Annotated in this window: 18 protein-coding genes; 14 read left to right on the top strand and 4 right to left on the bottom strand. The window is 67.5% G+C overall.

The features are described from left to right. Positions 1-82 precede the first annotated feature (82 nt). The 13 genes from queF (at position 83) to Q9R17_RS06415 (ending at position 11,928) form a co-directional block, all read left to right on the top strand. Positions 83-901, top strand: coding sequence for an NADPH-dependent 7-cyano-7-deazaguanine reductase QueF (gene queF, locus Q9R17_RS06475; protein ID WP_308157609.1), 819 nt, complete (start codon positions 83-85; stop codon positions 899-901). Positions 902-1,059: 158 nt separating this feature from the next. After that, entirely contained in the window at positions 1,060-1,350 is a 291-nt protein-coding gene (locus Q9R17_RS06470) for a LysM peptidoglycan-binding domain-containing protein (protein ID WP_308157608.1), read from the top strand. A gap of 45 nt (positions 1,351-1,395) precedes the next feature. Further along, a complete protein-coding gene (locus Q9R17_RS06465; RefSeq protein ID WP_308157607.1) occupies positions 1,396-1,908 on the top strand; it encodes a hypothetical protein in 513 nt (170 codons plus the stop codon). Between the two features lie 126 nt (positions 1,909-2,034). Then, complete coding sequence (locus tag Q9R17_RS06460) at positions 2,035-2,481, top strand: MarR family winged helix-turn-helix transcriptional regulator (RefSeq protein ID WP_308157606.1); 447 nt, start codon at positions 2,035-2,037, stop codon at positions 2,479-2,481. 152 nt (positions 2,482-2,633) lie between these two features. Continuing rightward, positions 2,634-3,341, top strand: coding sequence for an SDR family oxidoreductase (locus Q9R17_RS06455; protein ID WP_308157605.1), 708 nt, complete (start codon positions 2,634-2,636; stop codon positions 3,339-3,341). 278 nt (positions 3,342-3,619) lie between these two features. Beyond that, positions 3,620-5,851, top strand: coding sequence for an NADP-dependent isocitrate dehydrogenase (locus Q9R17_RS06450; RefSeq protein ID WP_308157604.1), 2,232 nt, complete (start codon positions 3,620-3,622; stop codon positions 5,849-5,851). A gap of 435 nt (positions 5,852-6,286) precedes the next feature. After that, entirely contained in the window at positions 6,287-6,613 is a 327-nt protein-coding gene (locus Q9R17_RS06445; RefSeq protein WP_308158295.1) for a hypothetical protein, read from the top strand. A 221-nt stretch (positions 6,614-6,834) separates the two neighbouring features. Continuing rightward, positions 6,835-7,782 carry a hypothetical protein gene (locus Q9R17_RS06440; protein WP_308157603.1) on the top strand — a complete coding sequence of 316 codons (948 nt, stop codon included), beginning with the start codon at positions 6,835-6,837 and terminating at the stop codon, positions 7,780-7,782. Further along, positions 7,775-8,326 carry an ATP/GTP-binding protein gene (locus Q9R17_RS06435; RefSeq protein ID WP_308157602.1) on the top strand — a complete coding sequence of 184 codons (552 nt, stop codon included), beginning with the start codon at positions 7,775-7,777 and terminating at the stop codon, positions 8,324-8,326. Before Q9R17_RS06440 ends, Q9R17_RS06435 begins: the two co-directional genes overlap by 8 nt. After that, entirely contained in the window at positions 8,319-8,735 is a 417-nt protein-coding gene (locus tag Q9R17_RS06430) for a roadblock/LC7 domain-containing protein (RefSeq protein WP_308157601.1), read from the top strand. Before Q9R17_RS06435 ends, Q9R17_RS06430 begins: the two co-directional genes overlap by 8 nt. Before the next feature lie 49 nt (positions 8,736-8,784). Next, the gene (locus Q9R17_RS06425; protein WP_308157600.1) at positions 8,785-9,144 is read left to right on the top strand and encodes a hypothetical protein; all 360 of its coding nucleotides are present in this window, start codon (positions 8,785-8,787) and stop codon (positions 9,142-9,144) included. 107 nt (positions 9,145-9,251) lie between these two features. Continuing rightward, the gene (gene aceK, locus Q9R17_RS06420; RefSeq protein ID WP_308157599.1) at positions 9,252-10,979 is read left to right on the top strand and encodes a bifunctional isocitrate dehydrogenase kinase/phosphatase; all 1,728 of its coding nucleotides are present in this window, start codon (positions 9,252-9,254) and stop codon (positions 10,977-10,979) included. Between the two features lie 73 nt (positions 10,980-11,052). Then, the gene (locus Q9R17_RS06415; RefSeq protein ID WP_308157598.1) at positions 11,053-11,928 is read left to right on the top strand and encodes an energy transducer TonB; all 876 of its coding nucleotides are present in this window, start codon (positions 11,053-11,055) and stop codon (positions 11,926-11,928) included. Positions 11,929-11,960: 32 nt separating this feature from the next. Here the strand turns inward: Q9R17_RS06415 and Q9R17_RS06410 are convergent, their stop codons facing one another. The 3 genes from Q9R17_RS06410 to Q9R17_RS06400 form a co-directional block, all read right to left on the bottom strand. Next, complete coding sequence (locus Q9R17_RS06410) at positions 11,961-13,538, bottom strand: diguanylate cyclase (protein WP_308157597.1); 1,578 nt, start codon at positions 13,536-13,538, stop codon at positions 11,961-11,963. 120 nt (positions 13,539-13,658) lie between these two features. Beyond that, positions 13,659-14,675, bottom strand: a complete 1,017-nt coding sequence (locus Q9R17_RS06405; RefSeq protein ID WP_308157596.1) for a cupin-like domain-containing protein — start codon at positions 14,673-14,675, stop codon at positions 13,659-13,661. Between the two features lie 108 nt (positions 14,676-14,783). Continuing rightward, positions 14,784-17,777 carry a TonB-dependent receptor gene (locus Q9R17_RS06400; protein WP_308157595.1) on the bottom strand — a complete coding sequence of 998 codons (2,994 nt, stop codon included), beginning with the start codon at positions 17,775-17,777 and terminating at the stop codon, positions 14,784-14,786. A 412-nt stretch (positions 17,778-18,189) separates the two neighbouring features. Between Q9R17_RS06400 and Q9R17_RS06395 the strand changes: the two genes are divergently transcribed. Then, positions 18,190-19,464, top strand: a complete 1,275-nt coding sequence (locus Q9R17_RS06395) for a sugar MFS transporter (RefSeq protein WP_308157594.1) — start codon at positions 18,190-18,192, stop codon at positions 19,462-19,464. A 7-nt stretch (positions 19,465-19,471) separates the two neighbouring features. Here the strand turns inward: Q9R17_RS06395 and Q9R17_RS06390 are convergent, their stop codons facing one another. Beyond that, complete coding sequence (locus Q9R17_RS06390) at positions 19,472-20,479, bottom strand: LacI family DNA-binding transcriptional regulator (protein WP_308157593.1); 1,008 nt, start codon at positions 20,477-20,479, stop codon at positions 19,472-19,474. Positions 20,480-20,806 lie beyond the last annotated feature (327 nt).

Below are 20,806 nucleotides of genomic sequence, written 5' to 3'. Positions count from 1 at the left end.
TGCACGGGTGTGCACCACGGAGGGGCTCCGCCGTTGGCCGGCCCGGCCGAAGGCCCACCCCCGCCGCGATACAATGCGCGCCATGAACACCCCCCAGGACTCCAGCCTCGGTCGCGAGGTCAGTTACCCGTCGCAGTACGATCCCGGCCTGCTGTTTCCCATTCCCCGCCGCGCGGCGCGCGAGGAGATCGGTGTCGATGACACCGCGCTGCCCTTCGTCGGCCATGACCGCTGGCATGCCTTCGAGCTGAGCTGGCTGGACCCGCGCGGCAAGCCGCAGGTCGCGGTGGCGACGGTCCAGGTGCCGTGCACCTCCCCGAACCTGATCGAATCCAAGTCCTTCAAGCTGTACCTGAATTCCCTCAACAGTGCCCGCTTCGACGATGCACCGGCGGTGCTGGGCCGTATCGCGGCCGACCTGTCGGCCTGCGCCGGTGCACCGGTGCAGGTGGTGGCCGGGTTGCCGCCACTGCATGAAGCGCCGCTGGGCGAGTCCATCGACGGGCTGGACGTGGCGATCGACTGCTATGGCCCGCCGCAGGCCCAGTACCTGTCCGCCGATGCTGGCGTGGAGGTGGAGGAAACCCTGGTCTCGGCCCTGCTGAAGTCCAATTGCCCGGTGACGGGCCAGCCGGACTGGGCCACGGTCAGCGTGCGTTACCAGGGCCCGAAGATCGACCGCGCCGGGTTGCTGCGCTACCTGGTCAGCTACCGCGAACACGCCGAATTCCACGAACAATGCGTGGAGCGCATCTTCAGCGAGGTGTCCGCCCGCTGCCAGCCGCAGTGGCTGGAAGTGGAGGCGCGCTATACCCGCCGGGGCGGGCTGGACATCAATCCGTGGCGGGCAAGCCACGGCATCGCCACGCCTGCGGCCACCTACCGCGAACTGCGCCAGTAGCCGCCAACGGCGGCAACGGGCAGCGCCGGGCAGGTCCCGGCGCCATCGCCCCCCGTTTGTTCAGCCTTTCCGGTCGCTGCTTCACATCGGCACCATCCCCATTTAACAACCCCCGTGCGAACGTGCCAACACGTAGTCATGCAGACGGGAGTGTGTGGATGAGTACCGAGAAGAAAGCCGATTTCTCCGGCGTGACGTCCAGCGTCGACACCACCGCGCAGAAGGTGGAGAAGGCCGATTTTTCCGGCGTCACCGCCTCGGTGGACACCACCGCGGAGAAGGTCGGCGGCACCTACACCGTGCAGAAGGGTGACTCGCTGTCGAAGATCGCCAAGGCGCAGCTGGGCGATGCCAACGCGTGGAAGAAGATCTTCGAAGCCAATCGCGATGTACTCGACGACCCGGACAAGATCTTCCCGGGCCAGACCCTGAAGCTGCCGCCGACGTAACCGGCGATCCATCGCCGTTCACCACCGCCTTGGAGGAAAACCCCGATGATCAAGACCGCCCCGCTCCAGACCGCCCTGATGGCCGCGCTGCTCGGCAGCGTCGCCCTGGTGGGTTGCAAGAAGAAGGAAGACACCGCCGATACCGCGGCAGCACCGGCAGCCACCACACCGGCCGAGCCGGCGGCGCCCGCCCCGATGACCGGCGCACCGCCGCCGATGACCGCCAGCGCGGGCGTGACGGTGTCCTCGCTGACGGTCGGCAAGAGCGCCGCGGCCGACAAGTCCGTCGCCCCCGCTGCGCTGTTCGCCCCGAAGGATGATGTCGTGGTGTCGATACGTACCGACAGTGCGGCCAACAACGTGAACGTGGCCGCCAAGCTGACCTTCCAGGATGGCCAGGTGGCGGGTGAGCAGACCCAGGCACTGAACACCAGTGGGGCTGAAACCACCAACATCACCTTCAAGAACGCCAACGGCTGGCCGGCCGGCAAGTACCGCGCCGAAGTGACCGTAGACGGCAAGGCGGCCGGAACGCCGCAGGAGTTCGAGGTCAAGTAAGTCCTGCCGACTCTCTCCCGGCAGGGCTCACGCTGGACGCAGCCGCAAGGCTGCGTCTTTTTTATTTGCATTGGTCGGGAATGGGGTGTATTGTGCAATTACACATTTAAGGCCGGCCAGTGCCGCATGACGACCGTGAACGACCACCCGCCGCAGGGATCGGACCAGTGCTACTGCCTGGCCAGTCGTCGCAGTGCGCGTTACCTGACCCGGCTGTACGAGCGTCACCTGGCGCCGCTGGAGATGACGTCCTCGCAGTTCTCGGTGCTGTCGATCCTGCACCACACCCCGCACCTGACCGTGGCCGAGCTGGCGGCGGCGCTGGAGATGGAGCGCACGACGCTGGTGCGCACGCTCAAGCCGATGAAGCTGGCAGGGTGGGTGGATGACAGTGCCACGCGCACGGGCCGTGCCGCCGTGCTGGCGATGACGCCCGCTGGCCGCCGCAAGCTGGAACAGGGCGTGCCGCTGTGGCAGGCCGCGCAGCAGGCGTTCGAGGATGAGGTGGGCCGCGATGCGGCCTGGCAGCTGCGCGCGATGGCCTTGGCCACGTTCTCGCGGAAAACGGGCTGAGCCGGAGGCCTCTTTTTTCACATCTTACTGTGCAATTACACATTTCGTTGCTCCCGCCGCCACCGGCAGGGCGCTGCGCAATGGTGATCGCTGCGACGGCCTGTGCTGCCGCCGCAGTGTCCTTCCCCCCTGCAATTCCTGTGGAGTAGACAATGAAGATCAAAGACGCGGTTGTATTCGTGACCGGCGCCAACCGTGGCATCGGCCTGGCCTTCGCCCGCGAGGCCCTGGCCATGGGCGCGGCCAAGGTCTATGCCGGCATGCGCAAGGTTGATGGCTTTGCCGAGCCCGGCCTGATCCCCGTGCAGCTGGATGTCACCGATGCGGACAGCATCGCGGCCGCCGTCGCGCGCTGCGGTGATGTATCGGTACTGGTCAACAATGCCGGTATCGCCGAAGTCGGGACCGATGCGCTGGATGCGTCCATCGAAGCGTCCACGCGCCGCATCATGGAGGTCAACTACTACGGCCTGGTGCGCACCACCCAGGCCTTCGCGCCGGTGCTGGCCGCGCGCGGCGCATCGGCCATCATCAACGTGCTGTCGATCGTGTCCTGGAAGAACTCGCCGTTCCTGACCGCCTATGCGGTCACCAAGGCCGCCGCCTGGAGCTACACCAACCACGCCCGGCTGGCGCTGCAGGCGCAGAACACGGCCGTGGTCGGCCTGCACGTGGGCTTTGTGGACACTGACCTGACTGCGGGCGTGGACCTGCCCAAGAGCCAGCCGCGCGATGTGGCACGCCGCAGCTATGACGTGCTTGAAAGCGGTGGCCTGGAAGTGCTGGCCGACGAGGACACGGTGGCGTTCAAGGCGACGCTGTCGTCCGATCGCCCCGGCTACCTGTACCCCGAGGCCTGATGACGCGGCAGGGGCGGGCACCCGGCCGCGCCATGGGTCGCCCCTGCAGCCCCACAAGCGCCGCAGCGTGGATCGCAGCGTTGCAGTACCTGCACGTATGGAAGCGCTTTGCCCCGCGCGGCTGAAAACGCGACAATGCAGGGGTTTCCCCGGCGCGCGCCCACCCTGACGGCGGCGGGGGAAAGCGCGGGGCGCGGCCCCGTGCGCGACACGGTTGCACGTGGCCCGGCGCTGGCGCCGGCCTTCCCCTGAGAACTGCTACAGAGTCCAAGTCCCCCATGTCGAACACGCCCAAGATCCTCTACACGCTGACCGACGAAGCACCGTTCCTGGCTACCCAGTCGCTGCTGCCGATCATCGATGCCTACACCGCCACCGCCGGCATCGTGGTGGAAACCCGTGACATCTCGCTCTCCGGCCGCATCCTCTCGCAGTTCCCGGAACTGCTGAGCGACGCGCAGAAGGTCAGCGACGACCTGGCCGAACTGGGCCAGCTGGCGACCACCCCGGACGCCAACATCATCAAGCTGCCGAACATCTCCGCTTCGGTGCCGCAGCTGAAAGCGGCCATCAAGGAACTGCAGGACCAGGGCTATCCGCTGCCCGATTACCCGGAAACCCCGGCCGACGACCAGCAGCGCGACTACAAGGCGCGCTATGACAAGGTCAAGGGCAGCGCGGTGAACCCGGTGCTGCGCGAAGGCAATTCCGACCGCCGCGCACCGCTGTCGGTGAAGAACTACGCACGCAAGCACCCGCACCGCATGGGCGCCTGGGCAGCCGATTCGAAGTCGCATGTTTCGCACATGGCCGCCGGTGATTTCTACGGCAGCGAGAAGTCGGCCACCGTGGCCAACGCCGGTGCGCTGAAGATCACCTTCCACGGCAAGGACGGCAGCGCCGTCGTGCTGAAGGAAAAGACCGCGGTCAAGGCCGGCGAGATCGTCGATGCCGCCGTGATGAGCCGCACGGCGCTGGCCGCGTTCATCGGTGAACAGATCGCCGATGCCAAGGCCCAGGGCGTGCTGTTCTCGCTGCACCTGAAGGCGACCATGATGAAGGTCTCCGACCCGATCATGTTCGGCGTGGCGGTCAACGAGTTCTACAAGGACGTGCTGGCCAAGCACGCCGACGTGCTCAAGCAGGCCGGTTTCGATGCCAACAACGGCATCGGTGACCTGGCCGCGCGCCTGCCGTCGCTGCCGGAAGCCACCCGCGCCGCGATCGAAGCCGATCTGGCGGCCGAGTACGCACAGCGTCCGGGCGTGGCCATGGTCAACTCGGACAAGGGCATCACCAACCTGCACGTGCCCAGCGACGTGATCGTCGACGCCTCGATGCCGGCGATGATCCGCGACTCCGGCAAGATGTGGAATGCCGAAGGCAAGCTGCAGGACACCAAGGCCGTCATCCCGGACCGCTGCTACGCCGGCGTCTACCAGGCCGTCATCGACGACTGCAAGGCGCACGGTGCGTTCAACCCGGCCACCATGGGCTCGGTGCCGAACGTCGGCCTGATGGCGCAGAAGGCCGAAGAGTACGGCTCGCACGACAAGACCTTCCAGATCGCTGCCGACGGCGTGGTCAAGGTGACCGACGACGCCGGCACCGTGGTGTTCGAACACGCCGTGGAAGCCGGTGACATCTGGCGCATGTGCCAGACCAAGGACGCGCCGATCCAGGACTGGGTGAAGCTGGCCGTCGAACGCGCCCGTCTGAGCAGCACCCCGGCCGTGTTCTGGCTCGATGCCGCCCGCGCCCATGACGCGCAGGTCATCGCCAAGGTCGAGCAGTACCTGAAGGACCACGACACCGCCGGCCTGGACATCCGCATCCTGCCGCCGGTGGAAGCCACGGCCTTCTCGCTGGACCGCATCCGCAAGGGTGAGGACACCATCTCGGTGACCGGCAACGTGCTGCGCGACTACCTGACCGACCTGTTCCCGATCATGGAACTGGGCACCAGCGCCAAGATGCTGTCGATCGTGCCGCTGATGGCCGGTGGTGGCCTGTTCGAGACCGGCGCCGGTGGTTCGGCCCCGAAGCACGTCCAGCAGTTCGTCGAAGAGGACTACCTGCGCTGGGATTCGCTGGGTGAGTTCCTGGCCCTGGCCGCGTCGCTGGAACACCTGGGCAACCGCTACGACAACGCCGCCGCCCGCGTGCTGGCCAAGGCGCTGGACGAAGCCAACGGCCAGTTCCTGGACAACGACAAGTCGCCCTCGCGCAAGCTCGGTGGCATCGACAACCGTGGCAGCCACTTCTACATCGCCCTGTACTGGGCGCAGGCGCTGGCCGCGCAGAACGACGATGCCACGCTGAAGGCCCGTTTCGCGCCGCTGGCCAAGGCACTGACCGACAACGAGCAGACCATCGTCGGCGAGCTGGCTGCGGTGCAGGGCAAGGCCGTGGACATCGGTGGCTACTACCGTCCTGACCTGGCCAAGGCCGGCAAGGCGATGCGCCCCAGCGCCACGCTCAACACCGCGCTGGAGCAGCTGCGCGGCTGAGGTCCATCGCTCCTGGGAATGACCCGGAACCCGCGCTTCGGCGCGGGTTTTTTCATGGCCGTCCCCGACGGTGGCGTCGCCTTCGGCCCATGACACGGTGCAGGATTCGTGCAGTGCTGTCCGTGTTGTCGTCTCCGGCGACGTGATTTCATGGGAAGTGCGATCAACGGCGTCGCATCTGGTTCTGTCAGGAAAAACTGCGAACTTCATCACCCGGAAATTCGGAATTGTTGCAATAGCCTTCCTCCCGGTTGCTGGCCAGCCAGGGGGGCAGAGGTGGCGCAAGACACCCGGAGCGGTAGCGCGCTGCAGTCATTCTTGGGGAAGGACGGGCGATCGCGCCGGGCGCACTCTGCCCCCGCTGGCCGGCAACGTATCCATGACGCGTGATGAGGTGAAGCTGTGGCGGGATTGAAGGAATCGTTGAATCAACTGATGGCCATCGATGGCGCCCAGGCGGTGGCATTGGTGGACTATGAAAGCGGCATGCTGCTGGGCGATGCCGGGGCCGGCGTGGACATGGAAGTCGCCGCCGCCGGCAACACCGAAGTGATCCGCGCGAAGATGAAAACGGCGGCGGCGTTGCGGCTCGATGACGGCATCGAGGACATGCTGATCTCGCTCGGCCGTGCGTACCACATCATGCGGCCGGTGGCGAAGACGCCGGGGCTGTTCTTCTACCTGGTGCTGGACCGGCGCAAAGCCAATCTCGCCCTGGCCCGCCGCGGGGTACAGGATGTGGAAGCCGCGCTGCAGCTCTGATGCAGGCCCCTGGCCCGGGCAGGGAGCGAAGTGTGATTCCCGTCGGCGGCCATCCGGGTGTCAACGCGGCATGAAACTTGCCCACGATGGCTGTCTCATAACGGATTGGCGGGCAGGCGATGGCGCACCCGATCTGAGCATTCGATCACGACGGCCCGCTGCGGGCATCGCCTATGTTGGGTGAACGTCACTGGCGCAACGCCGTTCTAGGGGAGTCACGGATGGCACGGGTGCTGGTAGTGGGAACCGACATCCAGGGCGAGCAGGCGGTGCTGCAGCGGTTGCGGCAGGCCGCGTCGTTGCCGGAAGGGCAGATCCGGCGCAGCCTGGACCTGCAGGACTGCGACCTGCTGGTGATCCGCGATACGCCGGCGCTGCGCAATGCTGCCCAGCGCATGCGCCAGCAGCACCCGCGGCTGCAGTACTGGATCGAGGACACCGGCGGGCAGCTGCGCGATGGCAATGCCAATGACGACCTGCTCGATGATGGTGCCATTGGCCGCGCATTGCGCGCGATGCCTGCGGTGCCAGGGGAAACACCGGTGCGGCTGGCCGAAGGTGCGCACGCGATCACCCGGCTGCTGCGCGAGCGCCTGCCGGCACGCCAGGGCCGCATGCTGCTGGGCGACGGGGCGCAGCCGCTGCTGTTGATGGACCTGGAGCAGGACCAGGCGGTGCTGCTGGCCGAGCCTGCGGTGATGGTGGTGGAGCGGTTGGCGCAGGCGTTCGATACCTTGTCGCTTGATGCACTGTCGGTACCCGCGTTCCAGGCGCTGGCCGGCACCCGCACCCGCCAGCCGCTGCGGCCACTGCTGTGGCAGTGGGCGCAGCGCAGTGGCCACTGGCAGGCACTGGATGAGCGGCTGCGCCATGCCGCGGTGAAACTGCTGCGCTGGCCGGACTTCCGCGTGCTGGGCCACGACCACGATGCCTTCCGCCTGTGCTCGCTGCTGCTCAAGCGCCCCAGCACGGTGGAGGAGTGTGCCTCGCTGCTGGAACTGCCGCAGGCCGCCGTGCGCGATTTCATCCATGCCGCCTATCTGTGCGGCTATGCGCAGCTCGATACCGGTGTTCCCGCGGCACGCGGGCTGCCGCGCGCCGCCATGGGCGATGCCGGCCTGCTTTCGCGGCTGTGGCGGCACCTGCGCGGAGGCCCGCGCCATGCGTGAACACAAGGTGGTGGTGCTGGGGGGAATGGGCAGCGGCAAGTCGACCCTGGTACGCAGCATCGCCGATGGCGCGCGCGTGGTGGACACCGATGTCGCCAACAGTGACCGCCAGGGCGCGGACAAGGCATCCACCACCGTGGCGCTGGACTACGCCGACATCGATCTGCCCAATGGCGATCGCCTGCGCCTGTACGGCACGCCCGGCCAGCAGCGTTTCGATTTCCTGTGGCCGATCCTGCTGCAGGGCGCGCGCGGGGCGGTGCTGCTGCTGGATGCGCGGCAGCCGGCCGCAGCAGCCGACCTGGCCGGTTACCTGCAGGTGCTGCAGGGGCAGGGGGAAGGCCTGGCGCTGGTGGTCGGCGTGACGCATCTGGACCTGGCACCGTCGGCCGCCCTGGAGGAATGGGCCGGCGTGGCCCGGCTTGATGGCATGCCCTTGCCGCTGGTGCCGGTCGACGCCCGTGAACGTGACCAGGGGCTGCTGCTGATGGATGTGCTGATGAGCCAGATGGAAGCCCATGACCTGGTGGCCGCCCATGGCTGATGGCCAGGCACAGCCCTTGCCCGGGCCGGCCCAGCGTGAACGCCTGGTCCCGGTGCTGGAGGACCTGCTGCACCGCGTGCCGGGCATCCGCACGGCGGTGCTGTCCAGCGTGGATGGGTTCGCGCTGGTCAGTGCCGGTGGCCAGGGGCGGGCGGAGCGGCTGGCCGCCATGACCAGCGCGATGCTGGGCCTGGCCGCAGCGGTGGGGCGTGAGCTGGCGCAGGGCGATCTGCAGACGCTGATGCTCGAGGCCGATGGCGGCAAGGTGCTGATGCTGTCCATGCCGCGGCCGGGCAGTGCGCCGTTGCTGCTGATGGCCGCCTGTGACCAGCGCAGCGTGATGGGCCAGGTGTTGTGGCAGACCCGGGAATGTGGCCAGGCGATCCTGGCCGAACTGCGCGGACCGTGAGCCTGTCCGCGGCTGAACGATGGCTCGAACCAACTCAAAGGGGTGCAACGTGGCTGGACTGACCGAATCGCTGAATGCATTGATGGGGATCGATGGCGCACAGGCGGTAGCGCTGGTCGACTATGAAAGCGGCATGCTGCTGGGCGAGGCCGGTGCCGGCATGGACATGGAAGTAGCGGCCGCCGGCAATACCGAGGTGATCCGCGCCAAGATGAAGACGGCCGCATCGCTGAACCTCAACGACACCATCGAGGACATCCTGATCTCGCTGGGCCGCGCGTACCACATCATGCGCCCGGTCGCGAAGAAGCAGGGCCTGTTCTTCTACATCGTGCTGGACCGCGCCAAGTCCAACCTGGCGCTGGCGCGCCGCAAGGTGCAGGACGTGGAAGCCGACCTGTCGATCTGAGGGCCATGCCCGCCCGCGCCGGGCCTGCCTGATGGCGGTCCACTGGACCCCACCCGTGGGCCCGGCGCTACACAGGCCACCCCACGCTGGCGTATGGTGGGGACATGGTGACCGACGCACCCGTGCCCGAACTGCCACTGCGTATTGCCCGGGCCGTCCGTGATGGCTTCGAGGACTACCACGCGCGGTTTGCCGCCCTTACCCAACGGGCACGCCTGCGCTTCGAACAGCAGGACTGGGCGGGGGCACGCCAGGATGCGGTCGAACGCATCGCGCTGTACGACCAGTGCATCGCCGGCAGCCTGGATGTCCTGCGGCGGTTGGCCGGCGATGCGATCGGGGAACGAACGCTCTGGCTGCAGGTCCATGCCGGCTACACCCTGCTGCTGCAGGGCCTGATCGATGCCGAGCTGTACAAGACGTTCTACAACACCCTGGCCCGGCGCCTGTTCGCCACCCGTGGCGTGGACCCGGCGGTGGAGTTCATCGCCTTCGACATCGAGCCGTCCGATGCGATCACCCATCCGGTGGCCCGCCACACCTATGCGGTGTCCCCCACGCGCCCGGTGGAGGCATTGCAGCGGGTACTGGCCGACTACCGTTTCAAGGTGCCCTATGCGCACCAGCTGCGCTGCGCGGCGGCCATTGCCGTGCGGCTGCAGGATGATCTGGCGCATTGGGGGGATACACCGGTGCGCAGCATCGAGCTGCTGGACACGGTGTTCTACCGCGAGCGCCGTGCCTACCTGGTCGGCCGTGTGTTCGGCGAGCACCGTTTCTCGCCCTGCGTCATCGCCCTGGTCAACGATGCCAGGGGCCTGCGCGCCGATGCCGTACTGACCCGCCGCCGTGACGTGGCCCACCTGTTCGGCGTGTCGCGCAGCTATTTCCACGCCGATCTGGCGACCGTGGGCGATGCGGTGGTGTTCCTGCGCAGCCTGCTGCCGGGCAAGCCCATCGACGAGATCTACACCGTGCTGGGGCGTGCCAAACAAGGCAAGACCGAGCGCTACCGGACGTTCTTCCGCCATTTCACTGAACAGGCCAGCGAGCGCCTGGTGCGGGCGGAGGGAACGCCCGGCATGGTCATGGCCGTGTTCACCCTGCCCAGTTATCCGCTGGTGTTCAAGCTGATCCGCGACCGTTTCGCGTGGCCCAAGGCGATGTCGCGCGCACAGGTGGAAGACAAGTACGCCCTGGTGTTCACGCTCGATCGCGTGGGCCGCCTGCTGGATGCGCAACCCTACCGTTTCCTGCGCTTCCCGCGCGCGCGGTTCGATCCGTCACTGCTGGAGGAGCTGCAGCAGCAGTGTGCGCAGAGCGTGCGCGTGGCAGGGGACGAAGTGGAGATCAGCCTGTGTTACGTGCAGCGGCGTTTCCGCCCGTTGAACCTGTACCTGCGCGAACAGGGCAGCGAGGCGGTGCGGGCGGCGGTGCTGGACTATGCACAGGCGATCACCGACATGGCCTGCAACAACATCTTTCCCGGCGACATGCTGCCGAAGAACTTCGGCGTGTCCCGCCATGGCCGTGCGGTGTTCTACGACTACGACGAGTTGTGCCGGGTCAGCGACTGCGTGTTCCGCAGCTGGCCCGCGCCGCGTACGCCGGAGGACCTGCTGGCCGATGAACCCTGGTTCCATGTCGGCCCGCAGGATGTCTTTCCCGAACGCTTCGGCCCGTTCATGGGCCTGCCGGCCACCGAGCTGGCGGCGGTGCGCGAGCACTACCGGCACCTGTTCGATCCAGCGTGGTGGCAGGGGCTGCAGCAGCGTTTCGCCGCGGATGATTACCCCGATACGCCCCCCTACACCGCGTCCCATCGCCTGGCATGAGGTCCGGGTGATGCTGTCCCTCCGCACGTCCGCTGCAGTACGCTAGTCGGCTGTCCCAATGGAATGGATGAAAATGCCTGCTCCCCGTCTGCTTGCCCTGGCCCTGCTGCTCGGTCCCGGCCTGTTGTCCCTGTCACATGGCGCCGCTGCGCAGAATACGCGGCAGGTGCGTGCCACCGCCGAAGCGACGATGGTACTGAGCGGTGCGATCACCATCGGTATCGATGGCGCCGTTGAAGGCATGCATCTGGACCGCCCGGACGAGGTGGATCCCCAGATCGCAGCCTTCATCCAGAAGACGGTCGGGGCGTGGCGTTTCCAGCCAACGCGGGTCGAGGGCGAAGCGGTCCCGGCACAGGCGCGGATGCGGGTGCGCCTGCTGGGCAAGGCACTGCCCGACGGCGGCACCGAAGTGGCGCTGCGCAGCGTGGATTTCAGCCAGTACGACGGCAACGCGACCGATGTCGTCACGGCCGGGTCGCTGCGTCCGCCGGCCTATCCCGGGGCGGCGCTGACCATCAATGGCCAGGGCACGGTGCTGCTGGCGATCAAGGTCGATCGCGCCGGCCGCGTGGCCGATGCGGTGGTGGAGCAGGTCAACCTGACCTCCATCGGCCCGGAGCGCACGATGGCCGAACTGCGCACGGTCTTTTCCAAGGCCAGCCTGGCCGCCGCCCGGAAATGGACGTTCCAGCCGCCGACCACCGGTGCGGACAAGGACAAGCCGTTCTGGACCGTGCAGGTGCCGGTGTCCTACGCGATCAACCCGAAGAAGGAACAGTACGGCCGCTGGAAGGCCTATATCCCCGGCCCGCGCCAAGCCGCGCCGTGGCTGCCGGCCGAGCACCGGCCGCAGGCCGATTCTGACCTGCTGCCGGCCGGTGGCGTGTACATGGTCGACGGCACCCGGAAGGGCCCCGAGCTGCTGACGCCGCTGGCCGAGGGCTGAGCCGGCCGTCGCGTCGGCCTGTTCCCGGCCGCTCAGTCCGCGCTGGCGTACGGGTAGACCACCACCCGGTCACGGCCCTGTTCCTTGGCCAGGTACAGGGCCTTGTCGGCCAGCCGCAGGGCCTGCTCGCTGTCCACGTGGAACGAGGGGTAGTGGGCCACGCCCAGCGAGACGGTGATCTGCCCGACCGGTGCGAAGGGCTCCTCGGCGATCTCCCGCCGCAGGCGTTCGGCGGCCTGGCGCGCGGCATCCACCGATACGCCCGGCAGCAGCAACAGGAATTCCTCGCCACCGGCGCGGCACAGCACATCGCCTTCGCGTGAATGCCGGCGCATCTGCTCGGCGATGTGCACGATGGCCGCATCGCCGGTGTCGTGGCCGTGGCGGTCGTTGATCGCCTTGAAACGGTCGATGTCCAGGGCGACGATCGCAAACGGCTGACCCTGCAGCTGCCATGCCTCCAGGGCCTGCTGCAGGCCGCGGCGGTTGAGCAGGCCGGTCAGCGGGTCGGTGCGGCTGGCGCGGTTGAGCTTGCCGATGCGCTCATGCAGGGCATTGATGCTGTACAGCACCGCCTGCTTGAGCTGGGCCACTTCGTAGTACCACGCGCGGATGCCGGTGACCCGGGTGATGGTCGAACCGGTATCGTCGCGCCGCACGTTGCTGGCCAGCTGCCACAACGGCAACGAGATGCGCCGGGCGAACCACCAGGTCACCAGCAGCGACAGCACGCCGAGCGGAATCGCGTTCCAGATCACCGAGGACATCAGCCGCGACAGCGGTTCCAGGGTGGCGGTGGTCGGGCGCTGTGCCACCACGCCCCAGCCGGTGGCAGGCACCGGTGCGTAGCCGGCCAGCATCGACACGCCGAGGCTGTTGCGGACCTGACGTGCCCCGCGTTCGCCGCGCGCGACGGCATCCACGGCCGGGTTGCCGGTGGCGTACTGGCCCACCCGCGCCGGGTCGATGTGGTACAGCAGGCGGCCGTGGCGGTCCACGACGTACAGGTAGGAGCCATCGCGGTAGTAGTGGCGCCCCAGCAGGGTCTGCAGCACGCTGCGCTGGCGCAGGTAGATGGTGCCGCTGATGTAGCCGCGGTACTGGCCGGCAGCGTCGAAAACGGGATGGGACATGGCCACCAGCAACCGGCCGGTGGCCGACTGGTACGGATCGCTGATGAACGGCTGGCGGCGTGCCAGGGCCTCGTTGTTGCCGACACTGTTGAGCACTTTCCCTTTCAGGGGCAGCGTCTGCGGCGAGGTGGCGATGACCCGGCCGCCGTCATCCACCACCAGCGCCGAGTTGAAACTGCTGGTCTGCAGCTGCAGGCGGCTGGCCTCGTCCTGTGCCTGGGCCGGCGCCATGCCGGCCTCGCCCAGGCGGGCCGCGCTGTAGGCCAGCTGCTGCTGCGCGCCCAGCAGGAAATTCTGCGTGGTTTCGGCCAGCTTGGCCGCATACACGCGGTTGGCTTCCAGGGTGTTGCCGATCAGCTGGTCACGCTGCACGCGGTAGCTGGCCAGCAACGTGTTGCCCAGTGCGATGATGGCGCTGAGCAGGGCCAGGGCAAGGATCAGCGTGCCCAGGTTCAGGCGGGAAGAGATGGGGCGCATGCGGGCGGGTGTCGTGGACTGGAGCGGACCCGCAGCGCGACTGGCACGAACGCGGACAGCGGCGCCATTATCACCACAATGGCCCCGGACAGGGTGAAAGCGACGGCCGGGGTGGCGCGTTCAGCGTTGCAGGCGTCGCTGCAGGACCTCGCGCACGCGCGCGGCGCTGTCGGCATCCAGCGGCCCTAGCACGCCCTGTGCATGCGCCGGGACATGCCTGCTGGTGTGGTCGCCGGCCTGGAACACGTAATGGTCGAAGAGCGCCTGCCAATGCGCGCGCTGGGCCGGAGGCAGGTCGCGCAGCGCCAGGATGGCCAGCATCAGCGCATTCATCGGCGAGTCCATCCAGGCCGGCACCGGCCGCCACCAGGTATTGACCAGGACATTGAACGCGTCCAGCCCTTCCATGTGGTGCCACCACAGCGAGGGAATGAAGACCGCATCGCCGGGGGCCAGTTCAGCCACCCGCCCTTGGGCCAGGGCATCAGCGAAGCGTGGGAACCGCGCCAGGTCCGGTGCGGCGAAATCGACCAGGCTCACGGCCTGCCCGGCCGGGGTGAAATCCAGGGGCCCCACGTACAGGTTGCCGACCTGCTCGGGAGGGAACAGGGTGACGCGGCGGCGTCCGGCGGCCACCACGGCCAGGTTGTCCGGCACGTCCTGGTGGGCCGCGATGCGCGAGCGGTTGCCGATCCAGATGCTGGTCAGCGGGTCGGCCACGCCCAGATCCAGCGGGTTGGCCTGGTTGAAGCCGGGCAGGAAGCTGTCCAGCGTGGTGGATGCTACGTAGATCGACGGCGGGGCCGGGTCGGTGGCGTACTTGAGCAGCGTGTTGAGCACCACCTTCAGCGGCACCTGCTCGCGGCGGAAATTGAAGCCGCGCATGTCCGCATCGTAGAAGACCCGACCGTGCTCGTGGGGGGGCGCGGTGGTGGCGGTCACCGGCATCTGGCCGTGGTCGAACCCTTTCAGGTAGGTGGCGGCCGCCGCGGGGGACTGCTGTGCGGCGGCCACCATCGGCCACTGCGCGGCCAGCCCACGGATCACCTTCGGCGTGGTCCAGCCGGGCAGCTGCGCGCGCAGGCCGGCGACATCCAGGCCGTGCAGTTCATCGATGGGGCCGGGCTGGGCAGGCATGGCGGCAGGTCGGGAGGCCAGTGGCCACGGTAGCGCAGTTGCGGCACGAACGTGCCAGGGGAAGCGGATGCAGCGGGGCCGGCATGGGCCGGCCCCGCCCTGCCAGGCTCAGAACTTGTAGCGGACGCCGAACATGTAGCGCGGCCCGGTCTGGGTGGCGTAGCGCAGCATGTTGGTGTGGCGCGCGTAGGTGCGCATGGTCTCATCGGTCAGGTTGATCGCCTCCAGGCTCAGCGTCAGCTGGTCACTGACCGCGTAGCTGATGTTGAGATCGACCTGGCCGTAGGCCGCGGTGTAGTTCGGGTTCGGGCCCTGGCCACCGATGCCGTTGAGGAACTTGTCGCGCCAGTTGTAGGCCGCACGGATCTGCCACTTGTACTTTTCGTAGAACGCCACGACGTTGGCCGAATCGCTCAGGCCGATCATCGGGTACTGGTCACCCAGGCTGAGGTTGTCGAAGGTCAGGCCCGACTTCACCTTGGTGTAGTTGGCGGCCACGCCGAAGCCGGACTGGCCGAACAGGTGCTGCACCGCCACTTCCCAGCCCTGCAGGTGGTCGGAGTGCTGGTTGGCCGGCACGGTGGTGTCGAAGCCGGCCACCGGGTCACCGGGCTGGCCGGTGATGGTGCCGGTCATCTGCCCGGCCGAGTTGCGGCCGGTGTAGTTCACGCCCGGTGCACCGGCATGGTTGGTGAAGATGTAATCGCGGATGCAGGGCATGTCGGTCGCGCCGCAGCCCGACGCCAGTGCCTCGTTCCAGTAGGCGCCGCCCACCGGCGTGTGCAGGGTGCCGGTGTTCTCGCGCACGATGGTGTTGCTGATGAAGTTCTTGATGTTCTTGCGGAAGAAACCGAGCGATGCATAGCTGGATTCACCGTAGTACCACTCCAGCGACAGGTCGAAGTTGTCGGCCACCAGCGGTTCCAGCGCCGGGTTGCCGCGCGAGCCGGTACCGCCCTGGGTGCGCACGATGTCGTCCACGCGCGAGCCACTCTGGATCTGCGTCCAGCCCGGGCGGCCGATGCTGCGGCTGTAGCTGCCGCGCAGCGCCAGCGCATCGTTGATGTCCAGCTTCAGGTCCACGTTGGGCAGGACGTAGTCGTACTTGCCCTTGCCACCGACGAACGTGCCGGTGGGGGCATAGGTGATGTTGAACTCGTTGGCCGAGCCCCAGCTGATGCCGGTGGGAACACGGACCAGCGCCAGCGATTCCACTTCGGTCTGTTCATAGCGCACGCCGACCGCCACGTGCAGCGGCATCGACCAGTCGAAGCTCGTGCGGTACTGCGCATAGGCGCTCTTGGACTTTTCGGTGGTACGGATGTCCTCGGAGTATTCGGTCGGTGCGACGTAACAGGTCGGGCAGGCCGGGTCGCCAGGGGTGCCGACCTGGGCGGCGCGCTCGCGCAGGCGGTCGAAATCGAACACCAGGAAGCGGCCGGTCATGCGCGGATCGTTGTGCCCGGAGAACGACTTGAAGTAGCGGCTCATGTCGTCGGCGTACCAGATGCTGTCATCGTAGTCGCCCGGAGTGCCCAGGCCGCCCCACGAGTTGCGCTGCATGATGGCCGAGGCCGAGCGGTTTTCCACCTTGGCGAAGCCGGCACCGAAATCCAGCGCGGCGTAGTCGGCGAAGCGGAAGGTGCCGCGCCCCTGGTACTGCGCCACCTTGGACTTGTTGTAGCTGTTCTGGAACACCGAACCGGTGACCAGCGCCTGCGACGGCTGCACGCCACCGGGCGGCAGCTCCATGTGGATGATCGGCAGGTCGCCGCTGTAATCCACGGTGGTCTTGCCACGCACGAAGGCGGCCACGCCCAGCACGCCGGCCGAGCCGTACGGGCCATCCGGCCGCGATTCGGCGGTGGAGTTGTGCGCATCGAAGGACAGGTCCAGCGCCTCGTTGACTTCCCAGTCCACGTTGAAGCCCAGCGAGTTCATCGTGCTCTTGGTGGCCAGCTTCATGCCGCCCATGGACACGTCCGAACCGGTCATGTCCTCGCTGTAGATGATCGGTGCCGAGACCGGGCCGTTGGTCCAGGTGCTGTCACCGGGGCCGTAGTTGAACCACACCGACAGTTCGCTGCGCTGCTGCTGCACCTTGTTCTCGACATAGGTGTAGTCCAGCGTGGTGGTCACGTTGTCGGCCGGCTTCCACTGGAAGGTGGCCTGGCCGTTGGTGCGCTGGCGCTGGATGCCGTTGACGTTGTACGCGGTGTTCTGCGGCCGGCCATAGACATCGTTGGGGCCCGGCCGGTTGGTGATACGGTCCGAATAGCCCTGGCCCGGCAGCGGCAGGGCGCGGCCGTCGGTGGCTTCGTTGCCGCGGAAGGTGGCCCAGCCCTCGGCCACGGTGGCCTGGTTGAAGCCCGAATCGCGTTCCTGATGGCTGGCACTGAGGGCCACGCCGAAGCGGTCATCGGCGTAGCGCTGGCTGAAGATGCCCGACAGTTCGCCGGTCACGCTGGAACCCTGCAGCGTGCGCGGCAGGTTGTCGTTGGACGAATCGTTGACCGCCTTCATGCCCAGGCTGATCACCGGCTCGGCTTCCAGCGGGCGCAGTGTCTTGATGTTGATCGTGGCGCCGATGCCGCCGGCCGGGTTGTCGGCGCGGCCGGTCTTGTAGATCTCCACCGCCGATACCGATTCGGAGGCCAGGTTGGCGAAGTCGAACGAGCGCGAACTGGACAGGCCGGCCCCGCCGATGCCGAGGTTGGACGCCGGCATCTGCCGGCCGTTCAACAGCACCAGGTTGTAGTCCGGGCCGATGCCGCGCACGGTCACCTTGGAGCCTTCGCCGCTGGAGGTGCGGTCGATCGACACGCCGCTGATGCGCTGCAGCGATTCGGCCAGGTTGGTGTCCGGGAACTTGCCGATGTCCTCGGCGACGATGCCATCGACCACGCCCTGGCTGTCGCGCTTGAGGTTCATCGATGAGGTGAGGCTGCCACGGATGCCGGTGACCTGCACCGTATCGAGCGTGGTCGGATCGATGCCTTCCTTGCCGGCCTGTGATTCCTGCGCCCAGGCCGGCGTGGCCAGGACGGCAAGCAGCGCGGAAGTGAGCATCGTCTTGCGGGGTACTGCCTTGTACGTCTTCATGAAGCTCCCTCCCCAGGGAATTCGTTGGTGACTTTCCTGCGTCCTGTGAATCGCGGATCTACTGCACACCCGGGCGGATTGGAGCCATGGCTGACAGCGTTGTCAACAAACTGCCATGCAGAGCGCCCCGGTGGGTGCGCCCGGCTGCCCGTGGCGTCGTGCCGGGCACAGGGTGGCCAATCGGCGGAAATGCCTTGGTACAGGCGTTTCTACGCATTTTTCAGCGATTGGAGCGCTGCCGGTTCAGCCCGGTGATGTTGTTGTGCAGTGCAGAACGAAACTGCGCGGACCGCTTCCGGCGATGGTCGCAGGCCCGCGGATTCATCGCGTGACAGCGCTGGACAACCGGGACCGAAGCGGGTTCCATGTGTGGCCGCCGCGTGGCCGGCGTTCACAACCTCGAGGACATGCAATGGACACACCTGCTGCAGTTCGCGGGCATCACGTGCAGGGTAATGGCGTGGCGCTGGCGGTGGTCACCGCGATTTTCTTCATGTGGGGCTTCATCACCTGCCTCAACGACATCCTCATCCCGCACCTGAAGGCCGCCTTCGCGTTGAGCTGGGTGCAGGCGATGCTGATCCAGTTCACCTTCTTCGGTGCCTATTTCCTGATGTCCCTGCCTGCCGGCCGCCTGGTGGCTGCCGTTGGCTACAAGCGCGGCATCGTGGCCGGGCTGGCCATTGCCGGGGTGGGGGCACTGCTGTTCTGGCCGGCTGCGGCCGCGCATGTGTACGGGCTGTTCCTGGCTGCGCTGTTCGTGCTGGCCACGGGCATCACCGTGCTGCAGGTCGCGGCCAACCCCTATGTCGCGCTGCTGGGCCCGGAACAGACCAGTTCCAGCCGCCTGACCCTGGCGCAGTCGATGAACTCGCTGGGTACCACCATCGCGCCGCTGTTCGGTGGCCTGTTGATCCTGTCGGCCCAGCCGCGCAGCGAGGAACAGCTGGCGCTGCTGGCGCCGGCCGAAGCGCTGGCCTACCGCGCTGCGGAAGCGCAATCGGTGCAGGTACCGTACTTCGGCCTGGCCGTGGCGCTGTTCGTGCTTGCCGCGGCGATCTGGATGTTCCGTTTGCCGGTGATTGCCGGGGTCGAAGGTACCGACGCCGGCCGCGGGCGCCTGGCCGATGCGCTGCGTCACCGCCATGTGCGGCTGGGCGTGCTGGCGATCTTCTTCTACGTCGGCGCGGAAGTATCGATCGGCAGCGTGCTGGTCAATTTCCTGTCCATGCCGGGCATCGGCCATGGCATGAGCGAACAGGAGGCCACGCGCTATGTATCGATGTACTGGGGCGGTGCGCTGATCGGTCGGCTGGCCGGCACCGTGCTGCTGGCACGCATGGACCCGCGGCACCTGCTGGGCGTGTTCGCGCTGGTGGTGGTCGGCCTGCTGGGCGTGACCCTGACCACCGGCGGCGAAGTGGCCAAGTGGAGCGTGGTCAGCATCGGCCTGTTCAATTCGATCATGTTCCCGACCATCTTCGCACTGGGCATCGCGCGCATGGGCGCACTGACCGGGCAGGCATCGAGCCTGCTGGTGATGGCCATCGTCGGTGGGGCCGTGGTGCCGCTGGCGATGGGCTGGGTGGCCGACCACCAGGGATTGCAGCTGTCGTTCCTGCTGCCGGTGCTGTGCTACCTGTACATCGCGTGGTACGCCTGGCGCGGCTCGCGGCCGCAGGCGTAACGGGCCTTCAGCGCCGGCGCGGGCTTGCCGTCGATTCACGCACCAGCACGGCATGATCGACGGTGATCATGCTGCCGGCATCGGCGGCGCGCAGATGCTGGATAAGCTGTTCGGTGGCCAGCCGGCCCATGTGCGAGGTCGGCTGGCGCACCGTCGTCAGGGCGGGGTAGATGTGCCCGGCGATGGGCGTGTCATCGAAGCCACAGACCGACAGGTCGCGCGGGATGCGCAGGCCACGCTGCCCGGCGACGCGGTACACGGCGGCGGCCATGTCGTCGTTCGCGGCAAAAATGGCGGTGGGCGGCTGCGGCAGGTCCAGCAGCACGTTGGCCGCGTCCACGCCCGATTCGAAGGAGAACTGCCCGTTGACCACCAGTGACGGGTCATAGGCGATGCCTGCCTGCTGCAGGGCCTGCCGGTAGCCGGCGTGCCGCCACTGGCAGGCCCCGTGTGCGCGCGGACCCTTGATGTGGCCGATGCGGCGGTGGCCCTGCGCGACCAGGTGGCCGATGAGTTCCACCACGGCGGTGGTTTCGTCCATGCGCACGCCAATGCGGCCCTGCGGGTGGCGCGGGGCGATGCACACGAACGGAATCTCGTGCTGTTCCAGGTAGGACAGCACCACGGCGTCATCGGTCAGCGGCGGAATCAGCACCACGCCGTCGGGGCGCGAATTCTCGAACAGCGCCGCCAGGTCCGGCAGCGTGCGGCGGCCGATGCCCACCGGCCCCAGGATCAGGTTGTAGTGCTGCGCATGGCAGGCTTCGAGCATGCCATTCTGGATTTCCATCAGGTAATTGCGTGATGGATTGTTGTAGACCAGTGCCAGCGCATAGGAACGCTGGCCGGCCAGGCTGCGCGCCGACAGGTTCGGCTTGTAGCCCAGCCGGGTGACAGCCGCCAGCACCCGCTCGCGCGTTTCGGCGCGCACGTTGGGCTCGTTGTTGAGCACCCGGGAAACGGTCTTGATCGATACACCGGCAACGGCGGCAACATCTTCGATTCGACTGCGCATGATGCGGTGGATCTCCTGGAAGGCGGTTGGAACGCGCCGATGGTAGTGCGTCCGTGGCACGTCGGTCTTGCCGATGGAGGCGGATGTTGCCACGACACGATGGCATTTTGCGCACCGGCATTTCCATGCGGCGATGCAGCACCCGACGTGCCCGCTGGCACACGGGCAGCGTGGCAAAGCCCGCCGCTGCGTGGCTGCCGGCAGGTTGCGGCCGGTGCGGGTTGACACCGCCGCAGCGGGCCGATATGACAGCGCTGTCAGACAGGGGCGCTGATCCATCCGCTGTTGCCTTGATGCCACCGTGCTACCGCCTTCCGGGCGACGGCA

It is taken from the genome of Stenotrophomonas sp. 24(2023) (assembly GCF_030913365.1).
In the GTDB taxonomy this organism is placed as follows: domain Bacteria; phylum Pseudomonadota; class Gammaproteobacteria; order Xanthomonadales; family Xanthomonadaceae; genus Stenotrophomonas.
Note: the sequence above shows the minus strand (reverse complement) of the source record. Positions and strands in the feature narration are given on the sequence as shown.

What these genes read in the sequence shown, in the direction of transcription:
- Q9R17_RS06430 (WP_308157601.1), top strand. Translation starts at nt 8,319, where the DNA reads ATGGCTGATGGCCAGGCACAGCCCTTGCCCGGGCCGGCCCAGCGTGAA.
- Q9R17_RS06400 (WP_308157595.1), bottom strand. Translation starts at nt 17,777, where the DNA reads ATGAAGACGTACAAGGCAGTACCCCGCAAGACGATGCTCACTTCCGCG.
- Q9R17_RS06445 (WP_308158295.1), top strand. Translation starts at nt 6,287, where the DNA reads ATGGCCATCGATGGCGCCCAGGCGGTGGCATTGGTGGACTATGAAAGC.
- Q9R17_RS06405 (WP_308157596.1), bottom strand. Translation starts at nt 14,675, where the DNA reads ATGCCTGCCCAGCCCGGCCCCATCGATGAACTGCACGGCCTGGATGTC.
- Q9R17_RS06470 (WP_308157608.1), top strand. Translation starts at nt 1,060, where the DNA reads ATGAGTACCGAGAAGAAAGCCGATTTCTCCGGCGTGACGTCCAGCGTC.
- Q9R17_RS06440 (WP_308157603.1), top strand. Translation starts at nt 6,835, where the DNA reads ATGGCACGGGTGCTGGTAGTGGGAACCGACATCCAGGGCGAGCAGGCG.
- Q9R17_RS06465 (WP_308157607.1), top strand. Translation starts at nt 1,396, where the DNA reads ATGATCAAGACCGCCCCGCTCCAGACCGCCCTGATGGCCGCGCTGCTC.
- Q9R17_RS06460 (WP_308157606.1), top strand. Translation starts at nt 2,035, where the DNA reads ATGACGACCGTGAACGACCACCCGCCGCAGGGATCGGACCAGTGCTAC.
- Q9R17_RS06390 (WP_308157593.1), bottom strand. Translation starts at nt 20,479, where the DNA reads ATGCGCAGTCGAATCGAAGATGTTGCCGCCGTTGCCGGTGTATCGATC.
- queF (WP_308157609.1), top strand. Translation starts at nt 83, where the DNA reads ATGAACACCCCCCAGGACTCCAGCCTCGGTCGCGAGGTCAGTTACCCG.
- Q9R17_RS06455 (WP_308157605.1), top strand. Translation starts at nt 2,634, where the DNA reads ATGAAGATCAAAGACGCGGTTGTATTCGTGACCGGCGCCAACCGTGGC.
- Q9R17_RS06450 (WP_308157604.1), top strand. Translation starts at nt 3,620, where the DNA reads ATGTCGAACACGCCCAAGATCCTCTACACGCTGACCGACGAAGCACCG.
- Q9R17_RS06395 (WP_308157594.1), top strand. Translation starts at nt 18,190, where the DNA reads ATGGACACACCTGCTGCAGTTCGCGGGCATCACGTGCAGGGTAATGGC.
- Q9R17_RS06415 (WP_308157598.1), top strand. Translation starts at nt 11,053, where the DNA reads ATGCCTGCTCCCCGTCTGCTTGCCCTGGCCCTGCTGCTCGGTCCCGGC.
- Q9R17_RS06410 (WP_308157597.1), bottom strand. Translation starts at nt 13,538, where the DNA reads ATGCGCCCCATCTCTTCCCGCCTGAACCTGGGCACGCTGATCCTTGCC.
- Q9R17_RS06435 (WP_308157602.1), top strand. Translation starts at nt 7,775, where the DNA reads ATGCGTGAACACAAGGTGGTGGTGCTGGGGGGAATGGGCAGCGGCAAG.